The organism is Thermosynechococcus sp. FA-CM-4201, assembly GCF_054689355.1.
This window is the reverse complement of the sequence record NZ_CP079920.1, coordinates 1,124,050-1,145,316: the sequence shown is the minus strand read 5'-3', so window position 1 is coordinate 1,145,316 and position 21,267 is coordinate 1,124,050. Positions and strand designations below refer to the sequence as shown.

Below are 21,267 nucleotides of genomic sequence, written 5' to 3'. Positions count from 1 at the left end.
GAGCTATTGTAGTTCGGAACTCAAGAGAGATTCGAGATCTTGAGGGGGCATAGGACGAGCAAAGAGATACCCTTGGCCATAGTCACAGCCGAGTTGCTGTAGGGTTTGCAGTTGCTCATGGGTTTCAATGCCCTCAGCAATGGCACGATAGCCCAACTGGTGGGTCAGGAGCAAGATCATCTGCGTAATTTGAAAATTGCGTGCATTTTGCTCCAGTTGACTGACAAAGGAGCGATCCACCTTCAGGTGTTGGATGGGCAGGCTGTGAAGATAACTGAGGCAGGAGTAACCGGTGCCAAAGTCGTCAATACTAATGTCAATCTTGCGATCGCCCAAGGCTTGCAAGAGATTCATCATCTCATTTCCCAATTCCAGCCCCATGCTTTCGGTGAGTTCGAGCACCAGTTGCCCCTTGGCGAGGGGATACTTTTGGCGCACCCGATCCACATGATTGAGGAAACTGGGATGCTTCAGGGTTTTGGCAGAGACATTGACACTGAGAACGAGATCTGACGCCGCTGCATACTGCTGTTGCCAGTGCCAGAATTGCTCGCAGGCATGCTCTAGTACCCACTGATCCAGAGCAACAATTAACCCCGTATCCTCAGCAATGGGAATAAACTGCGCCGGTGATATGAGACCCCGTTCGGGATGCTGCCAGCGCACCAAAGCCTCCATGCCCGCCAGCTGTTGATTTTGCAGATTGAAAAAGGGCTGATACAGCAGCCGTAGTTGATGGTGCTCTAGGGCATCGCGCAGATCATGCTCAAGGTGGAGGCGATCCAGAACCTGTTCATACATCTGCTGATTGAAGACAACATAACCTCCCTTTTGCTGGGCTTTGGCTTGATACATGGCAATATCGGCATCCCGTAGGACTTCTAGCCCCTGCTGATACTCGTTTTGGGCAAAAACGACGCCAATGCTGCCACTCATCACAATTTGCCGCGCATCCACTATCAGGGGTCGCTGGAGACAATTCAGCATTTGCTCACATAGGGCGATCGCCCCCTGAATCTCGGAAATTTCCGTTGCCAGAATCACGAACTCATCACCGCCAAAGCGAGCCAGTGTATAGCGATTGTCAATGCAACGGCGCAGCCGATTGGCAAAGGCGACAAGAACGCGATCGCCCACTGCATGTCCCAAGCTATCGTTAATAATCTTGAAGCGATCCAAATCTAAAAATAGCACCGCATAGTGAAACTTAGGATTCATCCGAGCTTGGGTAATCGCCGTTTCCAACTGCTCCATGAAGTAGAGGCGGTTGGGCAACCCTGTCAATGAATCGTGGTAGGCTTCGTGGTGAAGCTGCATCTGCACCTGTACCCGACTGGTGACATCGCGGGAGGTGGTCTGCAATTTCTGCAACTGCCCCTCACTGTCGTAGCGAGGTTTCACCAACGTTTCTAGCCAGAGGACATCCCCCTTAACGGTGCAAACCCGATAGGTGATGGGCCAAAACTTCTGCTGCCGAATCATCTGTTGCAGTTCCTGCTTCACCCGCGATCGCTCTTGGGGATGACAGATTTCTGTAAAATGCTGGCCAATCAGTGTCTCGGCACGGCAGCCCAACAAGGTCTCACAGGAGGGGCTGACATACAAACAAATACCCTCGCGATCGTGGAGACCAATAATATCGTTGATATTTTCCGCCAGCAGTCGGTAGCGCTCTTCACTCTGCCGCAGGGCGATCTCTGCTAGCTTGCGCTCTGTAATGTCAATGTGGGTACCCACCACTTTGCAGGGCTGACCGTGCTCATCCCGAATCAATACCGCATTACTGTGAAACCAGCGGTAGCTGCCATCGCGATGACGCAAGCGAAAGTCAATGGCGTACTCTGTCTCCCCTTGCAAAAACTGCTGGAAGGCCGCAATGGCGCGATCGCGATCCTCCGGGTGCAGTCGTGCTTCCCAATCCTTGGGGCTAGCCTCTTCAGCGGTGGGGGGATAGCCCAACTGGTCTTTGTACGTCGGGGAGGCATAGGAGGTACCGGTGCGCAGATCACAAAAATAGAAACCGATGTTGGAAGCCCGCACCGCCAAGTCTAACTGCGCCTGTTGTTCCTTGAGGCGCGCCTCCGCCAGATACCGCTCAGTAACATCGAGGATGAGGGTGTACCACATGACAGCGCCATTGGCCAGTTGTTCGGGCTGACCCGCACCCTCGAGCCAGCGGATGTCACCATTGGGATAGCAAATACGCCATTGCCAAAACCACGGTTGTAACGTTCGGGCTGAAACCAGCACCGACTCCCACATGGCCTGCCGATCTTCAGGATGCACCATATTCCAGAGGACGGAACTATCTTCAGCGGCAACCTCAGCAGGCACCCCCCAAAGCTGCTCGCACATGGGATTGAGGTAAAACACCTGATTGCGGCCATCGGGATGTTGGATGTAGCGGAAAATGGCACCGGGGACATTGGTTGCGGTGAGGCGAAAGCATTCTTCACTTTCCCGCAGAGCAACTTCAATACGACGGCGTTCAGCCAGTTCCTGCTGTGCCCGCTGATAGAGTGTGGCCTGGTAGATGGCCACCTCCAGTTGCGTGGAGATAGCTCGAGCAAGGGAAATTTCTGCTGCGGACCATTCATGGCACTGTTGAGAGGCAAAGAGAGTTAAGCTGCCCCAGATGCGATCTTCCACCAGCAGAGGAATCAGCAACCAAGCTCCCGGAAACGCAGCGGTAATTTGTTGATTGACGGGATCAGTAATTTGGCTAGAGTCAGCAATGGCGACAACTTCACCGGCCTTCAGGCGCTCCGCAAAGGGGTTATCGCGATCGGGAATGGCAACATTAGTCAGGGAGGGAAAGTTGGGATCATGGTGATACTCTGCTACATGCCGCCACACCGCCTCCTCGGGTAAATACTTGACGACAAAGGCATCAAACCCCAGCCCCAGTTGCGCCACTTCTCGCACCGCCGTCTCAAAGATCGTGTCGAGATCAAGGGAGTTGCGAATCGCCTGAATGACGCGATTGAGAGCTTGCTCCCGCAGTAACTGTTCTTTGAGGGCAGTAATATCGCGGCCAACGGATTGGATTTCCTGTAGGTTACCTTGATCATCAAAAATTCCCACATTAATCCATTGTGTCCAACGAAACCCTTGCTGGGGATGATACAGGCGATTTTCATTGGCAAAGGAGGGAGCACGGGGACTCAGTTGAGCAACTTTCTCCAGCAATGGGGGTAAATCTTTAGGAAGAACAAATTCTGACCAAGGGTGACCAATGACTTCTGGAGCAGAACGGTTAAAGAGGCAACAAAAGGCCTCATTGGCAAATGTGATGGTGGTGTCAGCACGGGAGCGCAAAACGAAATCCGTCTGACTTTGCACCATGTCATAGTAACGAGTCGCTTGCTCTTGCCAATGATTTTTGATTATCTGCTGCTCGATTTCATAGCGTTTGCGATCGCTAATATCCTGAAATGTGGCAATACTGAATTGGATGTTGCCGTCAGTGTCAAAAATTGGGCTGGCATAGCTTTCGATAGTGATACGGCGATCGCCATACTGGACATCTATCTCAGTGGAACAAATAGCCATCCCTTTGAGGGCTTGTATGCCAGGCAACTCCTCCTTGGGGTAGGGGCGATCGCTATAGCAATGAAAAATCTGTAGATCTGCACAAATTTGCAATGCGGTTTGCGTGGGATCACTCACTCCTAAGATAGCTCTGCCATAGGGATTGATATAAACAATTTGCCCCGTTGGATCATACAGAGCAACGCCAATGGGCAGTGCTGAAAAAACTTCCGCTAGATAATGCTCAACATCACTGCCAAGCCGGGTTCGCAGCAGTTGCAATAGGGTCTCTGCACAGAGCACCAAGCTAGAAGAATAGAGGGCGGAGGAAGGCAGTGAGGGACTATCCATAAAAATAATATAAAGATGAGTACCCCGAGTATGATTAAAACTTCTCTCGAGCAGAATTTAGGGGAACTTAGAGAGGAGAATTCTTTTTGAAAGTAGCACAACTAGATTGATTTGTTGCAACTTACGGCCTTTGTCACATATGTAAAATACACTCAAAATGCCGAAAAGACGGTATCCCATAAAAAAGGGGGAGTATTCTCTAGTTTAGATGCTGATCCTCATAGGGCTTTTGTTGCGCAGTTAACCATCGAGCATATAAATCTGGGCGCCGTTCACGAGTGCGTTCGATCTGTTGTGCCCGCCGCCACGCCGCAATTTCCCCATGGTGACCAGAGAGCAAGACGGGTGGTACGGTCCACCCCCGAAATTCTGCGGGTCGAGTGTAGTGGGGATAATCCAGCAAGCCATCTTCAAAGCTATCTTGGTGGAGTGAGGCAGCTTTGCCTACGGTGCCCGGCAGGAGTCGCAGCACACCATTGAGAATCACAAGGGCAGGAATTTCACCACAGGTCAGGACAAAATCGCCAATGGAGATTTCTTGGGTCACTAAATGCTCGACGACCCGCTCATCCACTCCCTCATAGTGACCACAGAGAATCACCAGTTGATCTCGCTCCTGTGACCAATGCCAGAGGTGCTGTTGGGTCAGGGGTTGCCCTTGGGGGGTGACATAGATCACTTCACGGCGGGGCAAAGAGGGCAGCGATTCCACGGCAGCAAAGAGGGGTTCAGGCTTCATCACCATACCCACACCGCCCCCGTAGGGTTCATCATCCACCCGCTGGTGCTTATCGGTACTAAAGTCACGCGGATTCGTCAGGACGACCTCAGCAATCCCCCGTGCCAAAGCTTTGGCCATTAAGCCACTGCTGAGGGGGGAGGCAAAGAACTCTGGAAAGAGGGTAATAATATCGAAACGCATTACTGACGGTGGCAAGAGAGGGAACCATAGTAGGCAAGGGCACGCAATTGGCTGAGGGCACAAAGTTGCTCTTGTTTCCACACCTGCTGGGTTTCTGGTGCTGGGGGAGGTGACTGAACACCCAAGAGTTGATTGATCAAAGGGGAGCGATCGCGCCGAAAACGCACGATGGCATATTCTCCCTCCTTGAGATTAGCGGCACTGGCAAGGGCACTGAGGGTTTCTGGACGGCTGCGGGTACCATCAATGAGGCGATAGCTCTGCGCCTGCTCGTTACTAAAAATCATCGCGCCCATTTCGTTGCGAATGACGTTAGGATCAATGCCCCGTGCCTGCGCCACATGATTAATAAACTTGCTGTACTCCTGCTCAAGGCCGGCTTGGAAGACCTCAATTTCTTGGGGGGTGAGGCGACGGAAGGGGTTGCCAATATCTTTGCTCCGACCGGCGCTCAGTGTCCGTTCTTCGATACTGTTGGCAGTAACGCCTCCCATCAATAGGCCATTATCGAGACTGGTGGGGCGATCGTAGTAGAAAACACTAGGGCCGAGAATGCCAATACTGCCAATCATGCTGCCGTGATCAGCGTAGATCCGATCCGCTGTCACCATTGCCCAAACGCCACCAGAGGCAGAAATGCCCTCAATAAAAGCATAGACTGGTTTTTGGGTGGCTGCGCGGTAGCTCCTAATGCCTTCGGCGATCGCCTGGGAGCCAAAAATCGTGCCGCCGGGAGTGCTGATATTGACAAAGACGGCCTTAATCGTTTCGTCCTTAGCGGCCTCTGCCAACTGCCGCTGCACTTCATAGCCGTAGGTGACGCCGACAAGGGGCGCAAAGAAGCTATCTTCTTCGCTTTGCGGGCTGCCGAGAATTGGCCCAGTAATGTCGATTCTGAGAATGCGATCGCGACTGCTCTCCTTGCCGCTGACGTGCTCGTAGGGACTGGTTTCACTGGCAGGTGCCAACAAGACCCCGAGGAGGGCAAAGAAGATCGTGGCACTGAAGCCCACCACCCCCAGTGTGAAAAAAAAGGTCAGCGTGCCAAAAAAGATCACACCGCAGCGGTGAAACACACTGGGCCAAAAGGGGGGAAGGGAGCGCGTCATAAGAGGAGGAAAGGGTTTAGTATAATCTGAAAAGTTTTCAGTCAAATGTTTTACTTATTTTAGCCGTCCCCTGCGGTTTTCTCCTGTGTTTGCCCCTCACAAGCCACCCTTGCCGTGTTGACCTGTCACGATCCCTTTCCGAGGTAGGTTCTCTCCACTAATGAAACCCTCGATGACCGCTGAGCAGTATCTCAATCACCCCACCTTTGGCTTGCTTTATGGGGTCTGCCCTATTGATGAGCATCGGCAACTCTTTACCACGTTGTATGCACAGCGGCTGTTCTTCATCGTTAGCCAACGGCCGGGGGGGATGGAGTTTGAGTCCATTAGTCGCACCGATGCGCGAATGCTCATTGAACAGCGGTTGCGATCGCTGCGCCGCCTTGGCAAAATCGCTGAATACCAAGCCCTCCAAGCCATTCATCGCCAAGCCTTCATGTAACCCGATCCAGATTTCGCTAGACTGAGGCTAGGTTTTGGGGAGCGAGGATGAGCTACGACTATGACCTATTTGTGATTGGTGCCGGCTCCGGTGGCTTGGCAGCCTCAAAGCGGGCAGCTTCCTACGGTGCTAGGGTGGCCATTGCCGAAGGGGATAAAGTCGGTGGTACCTGTGTCATTCGGGGTTGTGTCCCCAAAAAGCTCATGGTCTACGGCTCCAAGTTTAGCCACCTCTTTGAAGACGCTGTCGGCTATGGCTGGCGCCCCGTTGAAGCAAAGTTGAACTGGGAGCGACTGATTCAAGCAGTGAACCAAGAGGTGAATCGCCTCAGTGAATTGCACATTAGCTACCTTGCCAAAGCCGGAGTCGAACTGCTGCCCTTTTTTGCCCGCTTTGCTGACCCCCATACCCTAGAACTCGTGGATCGCCAAGGACAGGTTCAGCGGCGAGTGACAGCGGCGAAAATTTTGATTGCCGTCGGGGGCGAAGCGATTAAGCCCAATGTGCCGGGCATTGAACACAGCATTACCTCGCGGGAGATGTTTTTGTTGCCCAAGCAGCCAAAGCGCATGGCTATTCTTGGGGGCGGCTACATTAGTGTTGAGTTTGCCGGCATTATGCAGGGGCTAGGCACGGAGGTGATCCACTTTCTGCGGGGCGATCGCCCACTGCGGGGGTTTGATCAAGACATTCAAGATGGGGTCTATCAGGGGATGCTTCGCCACGGCATTGATGTCCGTCCCCAGTGCCACATTACGGGCTTGAAGCTCACCAAGAAGGGCAATATCCGCATTCGTTACGAACAGCAGGGACAAGCCTGTGAAACCAAAGTTGATACGGTGCTGTGTGCCGTGGGGCGTGCACCCAACTTGCAGGGGCTAGGTCTTGATCAGGCGGGGGTGCATCTTACTGCCAATAGTCAAGGAATTGTCGCCATTGCTGTGGATGAATACTACCGCACCAATCAAGAACATATTTTTGCTGTGGGGGACTGCACTAACCGCGTCAACCTCACCCCCGTAGCCATTGCCGAAGGACGCGCCTTTGCCGATACGCAATTTGGTAATCTACCACGCACCTTGAGCTATGAGAATATTCCCTCAGCGGTGTTTTCCCAGCCGGAGGCGGCTTCGGTGGGGCTGTCGGAGGCTCAGGCCAAGGCGAAATTAGGGGAAGAGAATGTGAAAATCTACCGTGCAGCCTTTCGCCCGATGTACCACAGCCTCACAGGTCGAGATGAAAAGGTGATCGTCAAATTGGTGGTGGAGAAAAATACGGAGTGGGTGCTGGGTGCCCACATGGTGGGGGATAATGCGGCTGAAATTATTCAAGGGATCGCGATCGCCCTCAAAATGGGTGCCACCAAGAAGGACTTTGATGCCACGATGGCCATTCATCCCTCAACGGCGGAGGAGTTTGTCACACTGCGTTAGTGGCGACTTGAACCGGACTGTGGAGCAGCTCTAGAGCCGCCAGATATTGGGGATCTGCTGCTGTACCCATAGCCATAAGACTCTCGGGAGCATCGAGAACCCGCCGATCTGGCTCAATGCCCACTTTGTTGATGTTGTGGTGATTGGGGGTTTCGTAGTGGGCAATGGTGACCGCAAGGCCAGAGCCATCACTGAGGTTAAAGAGGGACTGAATCGAGCCTTTACCAAAGGTGCGATCGCCCACCAGGCGAGCACGGCCATGATCTTGCAGGGCACCGGCCAAAATCTCACTGGCACTGGCTGTTCCGCCATTCACAAGGACGACGAGCGGATCATGAGTGAGGGCACCGCCGCTGGCATTGAGGCTATCAATGATCCCTTGGCGATCAACCGTATAGACAATGACCCCCGAATCCAGCCACAATTGGGCAATTTCCACCCCCGCCTGCAACAGTCCCCCCGGATTATTGCGCAGATCAAGGATGTACTCCTCTGCTCCCTGTTGCTCTAGCATTTGAATGGCTTTGCGCATTTCTGTGGCGGCCATCGCACTAAATTGACCAAGGCGAATATAGCCAACGGTGTGCCCCTGCACTTGGCGAACCTCAGCCATAACCGGATTAATCTCAATGTGTCCCCGTTTCAGGGTGATTTCTTGGGGGGCTTCACTGCCCCGTTGTAACAACAGATGCACAGCGGAACCAGCGGCTCCCCGCATTCGTTCGGCGGCTTCATCGAGGCTGAGCTGGTTGGTGGAGACACCATCAATGGCAAGAATGCGATCGCGGGGTTGAATACCCGCTGCGGCAGCAGGAGAGCCATCAATGGGAGCAATTACTTCGAGAACACCAGTTTCAGGGTCAGTGCTAATTTGCAAGCCGACACCCGTGAGTTCCCCAGCCGTGGTGGTTTGCAGGCTACGAAATTGGGCGGGGCGCAGCAGCCGTGTAAAGGGATCCTCTAAACTCGCCAACATGGTTTGAATGGCCTCGTAGGTCGCCTCGCGATTGGGTAGGGGACGTTTCAGTGCCTTTTCGCGCACCAGCCACCAGTTTTGGCCATTAAAGGAAGGATCCACATAGGCTTGGTTAACAATGCGCCATGCCTCATTAAAGAGTTTTTGTTCCTCCGTCAGGGCGATCGCGGAGTCAGTGGGGAAAATGCCCCAGACCCCCACCAAGACCACCAAACAACAAATGAGACGTTGCAGCCAACGAACCCCCATTCCTTCACCTGCTGATTGCTTCTTTTTCCTAAGCTAGCACTAGAAAAATGTTTCGCAAGATACTGTTATGCCTTGAGAACCACCTTGGGATGCAGGCGATCGCCCCCACTCACCCCAATCCCCACACAGGTAGCGGCAAAGGTGACGCCCACGAAACTCGCCGCCGGCGGTAGCCCCTCACCAATCACGGTGCGGCCATGGTACCAGTCGTTGAGTTGGACTTCATTGAGTTCAAGCCATGGCAGATGCGAGAGAACCTCTTGGGGCGGGCGCAGTGGTAAATACTCTGGCGAAATGCTTTCTAGGGCATGGCTTTCCTCAATGCTCAGGCCACCACTTTCAATCCGTTGCAGTGCCGCCAGCGTTCCCCCTACCCCCAGTGCTGCGCCCAAATCGCGGGCAAGGGCGCGAATATAGGTGCCACCGCCACAGGTAATGCGCAGTGTGAGTTCCGGCTGATGGCTCGGTTGCCAATGCAACACCTCGATACGGTACACAGTCACGATACGCGGCGGCACGCTCACGACTTCACCCGCCCGGGCACGGGCATAGAGCCGCTGGCCATCCACCTGAATCGCACTGTAGGCTGGGGGATATTGCTCAATCTCGCCAATGAATTGCGGGAGCTGTTCCTCAATGGCCTCGAGGGTGAGGTGACTGGCAGCTTGTTCTTGGCAAATCTCCCCCGTAATGTCATCCGTGGTCGTGGTGATGCCAAAGCGTACCGTGCCAATATAGGCCTTGCGATCGCTTAAATAGGGAAGGAGTCGCGTCGCTGAACCAAGGGCGATCGGCAGCACCCCTGTGGCCATCGGATCTAATGTGCCACCATGACCAATACGCTTGAGCCGCAGCCGCTTTCGCAGTTCGTTAATGCAGTCGTGAGAGGTGCAGCCAGCGGGTTTATTCAGATTCAAAAAACCAAACATCAAGGCGTTGCAGTCCCTTGGGGACTCAGAGGTAAACCACTCACAAAGCGTTGCAGGGCAGCGATCGCTCGGTTGTAGTCAATGGTAGAACTCAACAGGTTGCTCTGGGCTTGAATCAGAGCCGTTTCTGCATTGCTCACCTCCGCTTGGGTGCCAATCCCTGCTTGGAAGCGCAGACGGGCAAGGCGGAGTCCCTCCGTGGCTTGGCGCACCGCCACTTCATTGGTGCGGATATTTTCTTGGCTGGATTTGAGGGTGTAGTAGGCCTGCTCCACTTGGAAGCGAATCAAGTTGCGAAAGGCGGCATACTGGGCTTCAGCGATCGCGGCAGCGCTTTCCTGCTGAGCGGCACTGGCACGGGAGACCCCGCCATCAAAGAGGGTCAGGTTCATTTGACCGCCAACGGTATATCCCCAACGGGGTGCTGCACCATCTGTGAGGCTATCTAGGGTGTTAAAACTTCCGCCGGCCACCAACTGTGGGCCGAGATTGCCCAAAGCCACCCGTCGTTGCTGAAGGGCTGCATTCCGTTGCGTCAGTTGTTGTTCTAGTTCCACGCGGTTGCGAAAGGCGAGGGCAATGCTCTCCTCAAGGGAAAGTTTCCATTCCCCAACCACCCGAATTGGGTCAGCGGCGCGCACATTGGCCTTGTCATTGAGACTGAGCACCTGTGCCAGTTGGCGTTGAGCCGTTTGCAGTTGGCTTTGGGCTTGCACGAGTTGCTGTTGGTTATTGGCCAATTGTACCTGTGCGGTGAGGACATCAAATTGGGTGCCTAAGCCAGCCCGTTCGCGGGCGATCGCATCCCGTAAGCTGATTTGGGAGTTTTGTACCGCTGCTTCCCCAATCCGCACCAGCGCTTCCGCCTGTTGAATGTTGTAGTAGGCATTGGTGACATCCTGCCGCAGTTGTTCAAATTCCCGCTGAAGATCCAGTTCGGCATTGCGCACCTGTTCCTGTGCTGCTTTGATACTGCCATCCCGTTGGCCAGAGGTGAAAATGTTGTAGCCCAGTTGCACCGTACTGGTCCAAGTATTGCTCGTGGTGTTGAGCCGCAAGGGGGGTGGTAGTTGGGCATTTTGCAGGCGAATCGCCGCTGAATCGGTACGACTAATCCCCAATTGCAAGGAAATACTGGGATAGAGAGCCGCCTCCGCTTGGCGCAGAACCGCCCGACTTTGTTGCAGTTGTGCCTCAATGATTTGCAGTTGGCGATTATTCCGCCGCGCCAGTTCAATCGCTTCGTTGAGGGTAATGGGGCGATCCAAATCAATTTTCACTTGATCGGAACGACTGGGGAGATAGAGGGGATCGGGATTGGGATTGAAGGGCAGGAGATCGGTGGCCGTCGGGTTGGATTGGGCGATCGCCCCGCCGCTCATGGTGATCAAGACCCCCACAAGGCTCCCTAGCAGCAGACTGCTTTGTTGGCAGATGGATTGTTGACCCATGCTCACTCCCGACACCGTTACAATTACGGATTCTCGCTACCACATTAAGACTATAACAGTCCTTTCCCAAGGAATCGTTGCCAAAAAGGCGGTACACTGACACTCAATCACTTCAAATCCTGCAAAATTCAAGGCTTGTCCAGCACTGTGGCAACCATTTTACGCACCTGGAGCTATCAATATCCGTGGCTCTACGACACCATCAGTGCCCTCGCCGCAATCACCGTCGGGGGGAGCGATCGCCTGCATCGCCTTGCTTGGCAAGATTTGGACTTACCCCGTAGTGCTGTGGTGTTGGATCTCTGCTGTGCCCACGGCATTGTGACGCAAGCCTTAACTCAGAACTTTGATCAGGTCACGGGACTAGATGCTTCCCCGAAGGCGATCGCCCGTGCCCGCGAGCGGGTGCCCCAAGCCACCTATGTAGAAGCCTTTGCGGAGCAGATGCCCTTTGCTGATGCCACCTTTGATCTGGTACACACGAGCATGGCGCTCCACGAAATGACCTCGGAGCAACTGCGTGCCATTGTGGCGGAAGTGTGGCGGGTTCTCAAACCCGGTGGCTGGTTTGCCCTGATTGATTTTCATCGTCCCCAAGTGCCCCTCTTTTGGCCGGGGATAGCCCTCTTTTTCTGGCTCTTTGAAACGGAAACCGCTTGGCAACTGCTGCAAACGGACTTAGCGGAGCAGCTACGGTTACAGGGCTTTACTATCGAGCGGCAGACCTACCACCTCGGGCGCAGTTTACAGGTTCTCCATGCCCGCAAACCCTGCCCAAACAATTAAGATATATGAACGATTTGCAACACGAGTGTGATAGCGATGGTCAGTTCACTGCCCCAACTGGAGATCAACCTAGAAACTGATGCCGAATTTGTGGCGCGGCACATTGGCATTACCCCCGCCGATCTACCGCAAATGTTGAGCCTGTTGGGGTATGGCAGCCTCAAGGAGCTGATCAATGCTGTCATTCCCCCAGAAATTCGCTTGCAACGCCCCCTCGCTCTAGGTGAGGGTCTTAGTGAAACGGCAGCCCTGCAGAAATTACGTATCCTTGCCCAGCAAAACCAAGTTTGGCGCAGTTACATCGGCATGGGCTATTACAACTGCATTACGCCGGCAGTGATTCAGCGCAACATTCTGGAAAACCCCGGCTGGTACACCCAGTACACCCCCTACCAAGCGGAAATTGCCCAAGGACGCCTCGAAGCGCTGCTTAACTTTCAAACCCTTGTTAGCGATCTAACGGGACTACCCATTGCTAATGCCTCGCTCCTCGATGAGGCGACGGCTGCCGCTGAAGCCATGACCCTGAGCTTAAATGCCTGCCGTCAAAAGGGAGCCAACCGCTTCTTGGTGGCGCAGGATTGCCATCCCCAAACCTTTGCCGTTCTGCGCACCCGTGCCCTGCCCCTTGGCATTGAGATTGTGCCCATTGACCCGATCGCCAGTGAATTGCCTTGGGAGAATGCCTTTTGCCTGCTCTTGCAATATCCCGCTACTGATGGTGCGGTGCGATCGCCCGAAGCCCTGATTGCCGCTGCCCATGAACGGGGACTCTTGGTGACGGTGGCCACCGATTTGCTGGCCTTGACACTGCTGACACCGCCGGGAGAATTGGGGGCAGATATTGCCGTCGGCAGTTCCCAGCGTTTTGGTGTGCCCTTGGGCTATGGCGGCCCCCATGCCGCCTTCTTTGCCACCCGTGAAGAATTTAAGCGGCAATTACCCGGCCGACTAGTGGGGGTTTCCCACGATGCTCTCGGTCAAAAAGCATTGCGCCTTGCCCTGCAAACCCGTGAGCAGCACATCCGTCGCGAAAAGGCCACCAGTAACATCTGCACGGCTCAAGTTCTCCTCGCAGTTGTTGCCAGTATGTACGCCGTCTATCACGGAGCCACGGGGCTGCGGCAAATTGCTGAGCGCATCCATCAACGGGCAGTGACCCTAGCAGCAGGCTTAGTAGCAGCGGGCTATCCACTCTACCATTCTGAATTTTTTGACACCCTGCGTATAGGCTTGGGGAACCTGCCAGTACAGGTGCTCAAGGAGCGGGCGGCGGCGGCACAAATCAACCTGCGCTACTTTGACGATGGCAGTGTCGGCATCAGCCTCGATGAGACCACCACTGAGAAAGATGTGGCGGATTTACTGGCGCTCTTTGGCGCAAGCCCTGTGGAAGTGGACGCGGGCGATCGCCTGCCGCCAACCCTGAAACGCCAATCTGCCTACCTGCAACACCCGGTCTTTCAGGAGTACCACAGCGAACACGCCCTACTGCGCTACATTCACCGCCTTCAGGCCAAGGATCTCTCCCTCACCACCTCGATGATTCCCCTTGGCTCCTGCACAATGAAGCTCAATGCCACTGCTGAAATGCTGCCGATCAGTTGGCCAGAATTCAATCAACTGCACCCCTTTGCCCCGGCTGAGCAAGCCCAAGGCTATCAGCAGCTCTTTCAAGACCTGTCGGCGATGCTAGCGGAGATTACAGGCTTTGATGCCATTTCCCTACAACCCAATGCTGGCTCCCAAGGGGAGTATGCGGGACTCTTGGTGATTCGCCAATACCACCACAGCCGAGGCGAAAGCCAGCGCAATGTCTGTTTGATTCCCACCTCTGCCCATGGTACCAACCCCGCCAGTGCCGTCATGGCTGGGATGCAAGTGGTGGCGGTGAATTGCGATGCCCAAGGCAATATTGATGTGGCGGATCTGGCGGCCAAGGCGGAAACCTATGGCGATCGCCTAGGGGCGTTGATGATTACCTATCCCTCGACCCATGGGGTGTTTGAAACGGAAATTCGCCACATCTGCGAAATCATCCATCGCTACGGCGGTCAAGTCTATATGGATGGTGCCAATATGAATGCCCAAGTGGGGCTGTGCCGTCCGGGGGACTTTGGTGCCGATGTCTGCCATTTGAATCTCCACAAAACCTTCTGCATTCCCCATGGCGGTGGCGGACCCGGTGTTGGCCCCATCGGGGTGAAAGCCCACTTGGCGCCCTTCTTACCAACAACGCAGGTGACTCCCCAAGGATCAGAAATTGGCCCTGTGACCGCAGCCCCTTGGGGCAGTGCCAGTATTTTGCCGATTTCGTGGATGTACATCACCCTGATGGGGGGAGTGGGGTTGACGCGAGCCACGGCGATCGCCATCCTCAATGCCAACTACATCGCCAAACGCCTTGAACCCTACTATCCCGTTCTCTACAAAGGCGCCCACGGTTTGGTGGCCCACGAGTGCATTCTTGATCTGCGTCCCCTGAAAAAATCGGCGGGGATTGAGGTGGAAGATATTGCCAAGCGGCTGATGGACTACGGCTTCCATGCTCCCACCGTCTCTTGGCCTGTCGCGGGAACGCTGATGATTGAACCGACAGAAAGTGAAACCAAGGCGGAATTGGATCGCTTCTGTGAGGCGATGATTGCCATTCGTGCCGAAATTGCTGAGATTGAGGCCGGCGTCAGCGATCGCCAGCAAAACCCCCTGAAAAATGCCCCCCATCCAGCCCTGATACTGGCCACCGATCCATGGCCGTACCCCTATTCACGGCAAGTGGCCGCCTACCCTGCCCCTTGGCTGCGGGAGTACAAATTCTGGCCAGCGGTAGCCCGCATTGACAATGCCTATGGCGATCGCCATCTGGTGTGTAGTTGCTCAGTGCCCATACCAGAGTCTTAAGCAAAGCTGAAATTTTTGCGGCGGTTGCCGATTTGCCTTGTCGAAGCCAAAAAGGGGTTGCTAAAAGTAAGGCAGGTCAACCCCTAGGTGGTCTTATGACACTGGATAGCCTCGATACCGTTGTTCTCTCCCGTTGGCAGTTTGCCCTCACGGCCATTTTCCATATGCTCTGGCCGGTCTTGACGACGGGCATGAGTATTTACCTTGTGGTCATTGAGGGGCTGTGGCTGAAAACCAAGAACCTGACCTACTATCACCATGCGCGCTTTTGGTCAAAGCTGTACATCCTCAACTTCGGGATTGGCGTGGCTTCGGGGTTGCCGATGGCCTTTCAGTTTGGTCTGAACTGGGCGCCCTTCTCGGAATCCGTCGGGGATTTCTTTGGCACCGTTTTGGGCTTTGAGGGCACCATGGCCTTCATGCTGGAAGCCAGCTTCTTGGGCATTATGATTTTTGGCTGGCAACGGGTACCGCCAGTGATGCACTGGATTTCCACCATCTGTGTTGCCTTTGGTGCCAACCTCTCCACCTTCTGGATTCTCTCGGCCAACTCATGGCTTCAGACCCCGGCGGGGGGCGTCTTTGTTGAGGGGAAGTTCCGCGTTCAGGACTACTTCCAAGCGATCGCCAACCCCTTCATGGTCAAGAGCTTTGCCCACATGTTCTTTGCCACCCTCGAAACGTCGCTTTTTGTCATTGGTGGCATCAGTGCTTGGTATTTGCTGCAAAACCGCCTGCCCAATTTCTTCACCAAATCCCTGAAGGTGGTGTTGGTCATGGCCTTGGTGATTGCTCCCCTACAGGTGTTTGTCGGCCACCTGAGTGCTGAGCAGGTCTATCACTACCAACCCGCCAAATTAGCCGCCATGGAAGCCCTGTGGGAAACGGTGCCAGCGGGTACGCCTGCGGACTGGAGTGTGATTGCCTTACCCAATGAGGCAGCCCAAGCAAATACCTTGGAAGTGAAAATTCCCGGCCTGCTGAGCTATCTACTGGAACTGAAGCCCAAGCTAGACACCCCGATTCTGGGCTTGAAGGAGTGGGCACCCAGCGATCGCCCCCATTTGATTGGCCTGATTTACTATTCCTTTCGCCTGATGGTGGCCATTGGTCTGTACCTCGCGGCTCTAGCGATGGTCACGATTTTTGTCTGGTGGCGCACCGGTCTCGAGGGCGATCGCCTACGCCATTACAAGTGGCTCTGGTGGGGCTGGATTTTTGCAGGCCCCTTGGGATACCTTGCCGTCGAAGCGGGCTGGATTGTGCGCTGTGTCGGGCGTCAACCGTGGATTGTCTATGGTCAGTTGCGGACGGCTGAAGCCGCTTCCGATTTACCCCCCCAATTGGTGCTCTTTTCCCTCAGTGGCTTGGTTGCCCTCTACACGATTTTCTTCTTTGCGGCTCTTTTCTTTGGTAGTCGCATTATTCAAAAAGGTCCCAACGTTGCTTTGCCAGTGCCCGGCCAAGCCAATGCGGAAGAACTGGAAATCCGCATCAAACTGGCAGAACACCAACCCGATCGCCGTCCCCTAGAGACTCAGCAATAAGGAAATAGCCATGGAACCGAATCCCCTTGCCCCCTTAGAGCACTTTCTACCTCAGGTGTGGTTTTTTATCCTCGGTCTTTTCCTGTTTCTCTACATTTTGCTGGATGGCTTTGACCTTGGCATTGGCATTCTCTCCCTCACCAGTAGCGATGAACGGCGCCGCAATATCCTCATGACCAGCCTTGGCAATGTTTGGGATGCCAATGAGACGTGGTTGGTGCTGATGGGTGGATCGCTATTTGGTGCTTTTCCCTTGGCCTATGCCACAATCCTCAATGCCCTTTACCTACCCGCAGTGATTATGGTGGTGGGGCTGATTTTGCGGGCAGTGTCCTTCGAGTTTCGTGAGAATGCCAATAATAAACGGGTGTGGAACCTTGCCTTTGGCATTGGCAGTTTCTTGGCCGCCTTGGGACAGGGCTTTGCGGTGGGCACCGTTTTTGAGGGCATCAAAGTAGATGCCGCAGGTCACTTTGCGGGCGGCATGTGGGATTGGCTGACGTGGCACTCGGTGTTGGTGGCACTGACGCTGATTCAGGGCTATGTGCTGATTGGGTCAACCTATCTGATTTACAAAACCACGGGTGAGTTGCAGCAAACCCACTACCGCACGGCGACGATTGCAGCTTGGACAACGTTTATCGGGGCTGTGTTGATTACCATTAGCGCCCCCATCTTCCATGAGCACCTGCGTGCCCAACTGTTTCAGCCACCGCTGTTCTATATTTTTGCGGCAATTCCTGCTTTGGGTATCTTGCTGATTTTTCTATTGCTGCGTAGTTTACAAAAGCGCGAAGAAGTCATGCCCTTGGTGTGGACGTTTTTGCTTTTTCTGATGTCATTTATTGGCTTGGGCTTTGTCATTTTCCCGAATATTATTCCCCCCAGCGTCACAATTTACGAAGCTTCAGCCTCTCCCAGTGCCCAAGTCTTTATGCTGATTTTCGTCGCTTTCTTAATCCCAATTATGTTGGCTTATAACCTCTATAATTACCTCGTCTTTCGTGGCAAAGTTGTGGCCTAGGTATGGTCAAGAAATGCAGATGAAAATAGGCTAACAAATCAGAAAAAAAAGAGGCACAATAGCAAAATACAGCCTTTCTTCAGATCGATGCCTCAGCCTAGGGATTCGTTTTAGGGTTTATCGGCCAAACTGGGCGATCGTGCGGGGTGCTTCTGAAAAGGGCTGTCACCTCTTTTTGCTCATTCATTCCGTCGATGTCCTGTTGGCAAGTTGACCTTTACCGTCGGCCGTTGCGTACCCCCAGTGGTCTTGATCTGTGGGAACTGGTGATTTGTGACCCTGAAGAAAATTTTTACTACACAGCTTTTTGCCCAGAACCCCTCGTGAGCAGTTCATGGCTGGCTACAGAGTTCAAAAGTTGTGGGCAGCCCTTACCGCAGCGGGTACAGGTCTTTCGTCCCCAGAGTTTAGGCCTCGTGGAAGTGGCTTGCCAAGAACTCAACCTTCCCCTCGAAGCCACCCGCCGCACGCCGGCTCTGAAGCACTACCTGCGTCAACGCACTCAGGAATACCAAAGCCTGAAAACCTACACAGGTGAAGCCTATGATCCATTGGCGATCGAGCAGCCGCCGCCATTGCCGCTGCCGGAGGATATTTGGGGAGACTCGTGGCAATTTGCAGCAATTACCCCCCCCGACTTGGAACAACTCATGCAATATCCGTTGCGGATTCTGGCCTTTGAAATGGCGATGTTACCGGCGTCTTTAGGCTTGGCTTCCGATACGCTGATTCCGGGCATTATTCTCTACGGTGGTCGCAAGTCCCTGAAGCTAGCGCGGTGGTTCCAAGAGCAGGTGCCCTATCGCTTGGAGTTTGTGCCGGGGCGGCCCTGCGGGGTGGTGTTGCACAGTGGCTTGCGCGATCGCTGGGTCTTTTTGACATTTGAGAATGCCGAGATTGCCCAAGCAGGAGAACTCTTTCGCGATCGCCTGCGCTCCACTCAAGGTCTGCACTTTCTCCTCATCCAACCGACCCCCAATGACACCACCTACACGGCTCTCTGGCTGCTCCAACCCCTTGAATAGCCTAAGGTTTTTTGAGTTGCCCCTGTTCCAAGCTTTCCTGCAGGGCACGGGTTTCATCCAAAACCGTTTCAATGCCTTCAATGTGGGTCTGCCGCACAAAATTAATTTTGATTTCCTCTAGCCACATCACCAACAGGTCTTGAATCACCTTGCCCACCTGTTCCTCTTGGAGTTCGGCACTGAGGGTTTGGCCAAATTTTTGCGCCAGTTGACTCACTAGTAATGCCCCCTCGCGGGGTGGATTGCCTTGGTTTTTGCTGGCTTGCTCCAATAGCAGAAAGAGGCGATCGCTAATCTCCTTGGCAAGGGACTGGCGCCAGTGCAGGGGTAAAGCCTCAAGGGATGGAATCTCCAATAGCCGCCGATAGGGGGGCGCTTGCCGCAGCACCTGATCCACACTGTAGGCCACTAAGCGTTCTACTTCTGGTCGCAATTGCGGTACCACGCGGTAAATGACCACCTGTCCAACCAAGGCCGCCAGTTCCCCCAGTTCATCAATGTCATTGAGGGTCTTCTTGCTCCCTTGGACACCAGAGACACGCGGTAGCCAGCGACTAAATTGGCCGCGACGGATTGCTTTTTGTAGTTGTGTGAGCACTTGCAGGACAACCACTTCAGAAATATCGGTGGCGATCGCTGCCACTAAGCCCTGAGAGGCCTGCCGTTCAAGACTATCAAGGCAAATAATATCCGCTTGATCAAGGCGAATCGTGACCGGGATAATCCGCAGCCATGCCCAAGTGGGTGCCAGCCACCAAAAGGGGAAAAAGAGCAGCACATCGTACCAGCGCCAGAACATCGCATCCCGCCAGCGGGCACCGCGATATTGCCGACTCAGCCAAAACGTGCGTCCCAAGAATTCCACCAAAAAGAGGAGATTAAAGGGAATATCAATGGCATCAAAGTGATCAATGAAGTTGCCATCCTCACCGTAGCGCCGCCAGTAGTTCGTGGCCATCAGGGGGATAATTTGCTGCTCAAACCAAGCAAGGTTGGTCTGCCAGTTCTGTTCGTTGATATACTCTGGACTCCAAAATCGCTCGAAGGATTGTTTTGAGGAGGCATCGCGACGGCCAAAGACCTTCAGCCGCATCAGGTTCTTAATGCGTTCGAGGGTGCCCGTCTTATTGGCCAATGCAAAGGGGTCGGTGTCCACCATCGTTGAACTTTGTTGGCGCAACTGAGCCAGTAACTCTTGAGTGGCTGGGGCATCTACCCCCTGTTCAGTAATCGTCTGCCGCAGCTTAGCAACGGTTTCAATATATGCTTGGGTGGCGCGGTGGGGTTCGATGCCCTTGATGGGATCGTACAAGGGAGTGATTGGGAAGGGCTGAGGCAAATAAATGACCCGCTGAATTAGAGGAATGCGCACCTTACCCAATAGCCAAAAATCCCGCAGCGGAATGTAAGTGAGGTCAAACAGCACCAAGAGGAAATTCAGGCTGGCGATCGCCACCATGATCCGTTCATAGGTTCGATTCAAGGGCTTATCAAACATCACACCCCCCTAACGCAAGCGAACATACCCCGCTTTTTCAATAGCGGTTTGTCCCTGATCCGTCAATAACAGTGCTGCATAGGCGCGACCGGCTTGGGCATCCGGGCTATTCTCATCCTTGGCAATCACAAACAGGCGACGGGTCATGGGGTAACTGCCATCCTGAAAGGCACGATAGTTCAGCGTATTCCGCCGCTGTGGACATTGGGCAGGATCCACATAGGGTTCCTGATAGGGAGGAACGTACTGATTAGGTTGCCGCCCCAAGGGCAAGGGTCGCACACTGCACTGACCAACAATTTCTGGTGCCGAGGCATAGTAAATGCCGCCGGGGGTCGCCCCCACCCGCCGTAGGGCATCTGTGGTATCCCGCACCATCACCACCTTGGGACTGAATGGTTGGTTCCCCAAGACATCTTGGACAAAAAACTCCACCGTTCCGCCATCTTCCAGCCGCCGTGAAAAGGGGGTAATGGCTAGATTTGGACCGCCCACTTGGCTCCAGTTGCTCACTTTGCCCGTGTAAATATCAACCACTTGTTGCACCGTGAGACCGGGAATCTGGAGGTTGGGATTAACGGCGATCGCGATGCCATCGATCGCCACCGGTAGTTCCAGCAATTTCAGCCCTTGACTCTGCGCCTGCTGCCGCTCCTGCTCATTGAGGGGGCGCGAAGACTGGGCAAAGGCCAGTTGATGATTCATTAACATGCGAATGCCACTGCCCGACCCCGGTGTACCGGTGGGTGGATCCGTGTAGCGCAGACGAAAATTCGGCCAAGCTGCTTGAATCAGGGGATCCACATCGCGGCGAATCGGTGCCCAGGTCGTACTGCCCCCGTATTGAAACGTGCCACTGGGAACATTGCTGACATCGCTGAAATTGGCAGCCGCCATCTCTGGCGTACTCTGGGGTACCCCCAAGTTTTCAGTCACCTGTTCGAGGGGATTTTGATTGCCCAGTAACCGAATCACGAGCACTGCCCCCACCCCCAATAGACCACAGGTAAGCACAAGAGACACCAGCAAGGGCAGCAGGTTGCTATTGCGAGACATGGCAGAACCAGTCAAAACTCTGCCCCTAGCCTAGCTC

15 protein-coding genes are annotated in these 21,267 nt (G+C 54.2%); 7 read left to right on the top strand and 8 right to left on the bottom strand.

Annotation, left to right across the window (positions count from 1 at the left end; translation table 11 throughout):
- Window positions 1-3: 3 nt before the first annotated feature.
- The 3 genes from KV190_RS05550 to KV190_RS05540 all read right to left on the bottom strand — a co-directional run bounded on the left by KV190_RS05550 (window position 4) and on the right by KV190_RS05540 (window position 5,913).
- Window positions 4-3,882: a bifunctional diguanylate cyclase/phosphodiesterase gene (locus tag KV190_RS05550; protein ID WP_460194950.1), complete on the bottom strand. Its 3,879-nt coding sequence runs from the start codon at window positions 3,880-3,882 to the stop codon at window positions 4-6.
- A 199-nt stretch (window positions 3,883-4,081) separates the two neighbouring features.
- The gene (trmD, locus tag KV190_RS05545) at window positions 4,082-4,804 is read right to left on the bottom strand and encodes a tRNA (guanosine(37)-N1)-methyltransferase TrmD (protein WP_460194949.1); all 723 of its coding nucleotides are present in this window, start codon (window positions 4,802-4,804) and stop codon (window positions 4,082-4,084) included.
- On the bottom strand, window positions 4,804-5,913 hold the full coding sequence (locus KV190_RS05540; RefSeq protein WP_460194948.1) for a S49 family peptidase: 1,110 nt from the start codon (window positions 5,911-5,913) through the stop codon (window positions 4,804-4,806). The genes trmD and KV190_RS05540 overlap by 1 nt, the downstream gene beginning before the upstream one ends.
- A gap of 172 nt (window positions 5,914-6,085) precedes the next feature.
- Here KV190_RS05540 and pipX point away from each other — a divergent pair, with 172 nt between their 5' ends.
- Together pipX and gor are read left to right on the top strand one after the other, a co-directional pair.
- Window positions 6,086-6,355 (top strand): transcriptional coactivator PipX, encoded by a 270-nt coding sequence (pipX, locus tag KV190_RS05535; protein ID WP_460195234.1) that lies wholly within the window; start codon window positions 6,086-6,088, stop codon window positions 6,353-6,355.
- A 47-nt stretch (window positions 6,356-6,402) separates the two neighbouring features.
- On the top strand, window positions 6,403-7,788 hold the full coding sequence (gor, locus tag KV190_RS05530) for a glutathione-disulfide reductase (RefSeq protein ID WP_460194947.1): 1,386 nt from the start codon (window positions 6,403-6,405) through the stop codon (window positions 7,786-7,788).
- Here gor and ctpA read toward each other — a convergent pair.
- The 3 genes from ctpA to KV190_RS05515 all read right to left on the bottom strand — a co-directional run bounded on the left by ctpA (window position 7,775) and on the right by KV190_RS05515 (window position 11,393).
- Window positions 7,775-9,013: a carboxyl-terminal processing protease CtpA gene (gene ctpA, locus KV190_RS05525; RefSeq protein ID WP_460194946.1), complete on the bottom strand. Its 1,239-nt coding sequence runs from the start codon at window positions 9,011-9,013 to the stop codon at window positions 7,775-7,777. The genes gor and ctpA overlap by 14 nt on opposite strands.
- Window positions 9,014-9,078: 65 nt before the next feature.
- Window positions 9,079-9,942 carry a tRNA pseudouridine(55) synthase TruB gene (truB, locus tag KV190_RS05520; protein ID WP_460194945.1) on the bottom strand — a complete coding sequence of 288 codons (864 nt, stop codon included), beginning with the start codon at window positions 9,940-9,942 and terminating at the stop codon, window positions 9,079-9,081.
- Window positions 9,942-11,393, bottom strand: coding sequence for a TolC family protein (locus KV190_RS05515; protein WP_460194944.1), 1,452 nt, complete (start codon window positions 11,391-11,393; stop codon window positions 9,942-9,944). Before KV190_RS05515 ends, truB begins: the two co-directional genes overlap by 1 nt.
- A 147-nt stretch (window positions 11,394-11,540) precedes the next feature.
- On the opposite strand from KV190_RS05515, the gene KV190_RS05510 reads away from it, so the two are divergent.
- The 5 genes from KV190_RS05510 (at window position 11,541) to KV190_RS05490 (ending at window position 18,676) form a co-directional block, all read left to right on the top strand.
- Complete coding sequence (locus KV190_RS05510; RefSeq protein ID WP_460194943.1) at window positions 11,541-12,179, top strand: class I SAM-dependent methyltransferase; 639 nt, start codon at window positions 11,541-11,543, stop codon at window positions 12,177-12,179.
- A 36-nt stretch (window positions 12,180-12,215) separates the two neighbouring features.
- Window positions 12,216-15,080: an aminomethyl-transferring glycine dehydrogenase gene (gene gcvP / locus KV190_RS05505; RefSeq protein ID WP_460194942.1), complete on the top strand. Its 2,865-nt coding sequence runs from the start codon at window positions 12,216-12,218 to the stop codon at window positions 15,078-15,080.
- 101 nt (window positions 15,081-15,181) lie between these two features.
- Window positions 15,182-16,627, top strand: a complete 1,446-nt coding sequence (locus KV190_RS05500; protein ID WP_460195232.1) for a cytochrome ubiquinol oxidase subunit I — start codon at window positions 15,182-15,184, stop codon at window positions 16,625-16,627.
- Window positions 16,628-16,637: 10 nt separating this feature from the next.
- Entirely contained in the window at window positions 16,638-17,651 is a 1,014-nt protein-coding gene (gene cydB, locus KV190_RS05495; protein ID WP_460194941.1) for a cytochrome d ubiquinol oxidase subunit II, read from the top strand.
- Between the two features lie 194 nt (window positions 17,652-17,845).
- Entirely contained in the window at window positions 17,846-18,676 is an 831-nt protein-coding gene (locus KV190_RS05490) for a Tab2 family RNA-binding protein (RefSeq protein WP_460194940.1), read from the top strand.
- A 1-nt stretch (window position 18,677) separates the two neighbouring features.
- On the opposite strand, the gene KV190_RS05485 is transcribed toward KV190_RS05490, so the two are convergent.
- Both KV190_RS05485 and KV190_RS05480 read right to left on the bottom strand, forming a co-directional pair.
- Window positions 18,678-20,174 carry a hypothetical protein gene (locus KV190_RS05485; protein ID WP_460194939.1) on the bottom strand — a complete coding sequence of 499 codons (1,497 nt, stop codon included), beginning with the start codon at window positions 20,172-20,174 and terminating at the stop codon, window positions 18,678-18,680.
- Between the two features lie 9 nt (window positions 20,175-20,183).
- Window positions 20,184-21,230 carry a PstS family phosphate ABC transporter substrate-binding protein gene (locus KV190_RS05480; protein ID WP_460194938.1) on the bottom strand — a complete coding sequence of 349 codons (1,047 nt, stop codon included), beginning with the start codon at window positions 21,228-21,230 and terminating at the stop codon, window positions 20,184-20,186.
- Window positions 21,231-21,267: the final 37 nt, after the last annotated feature.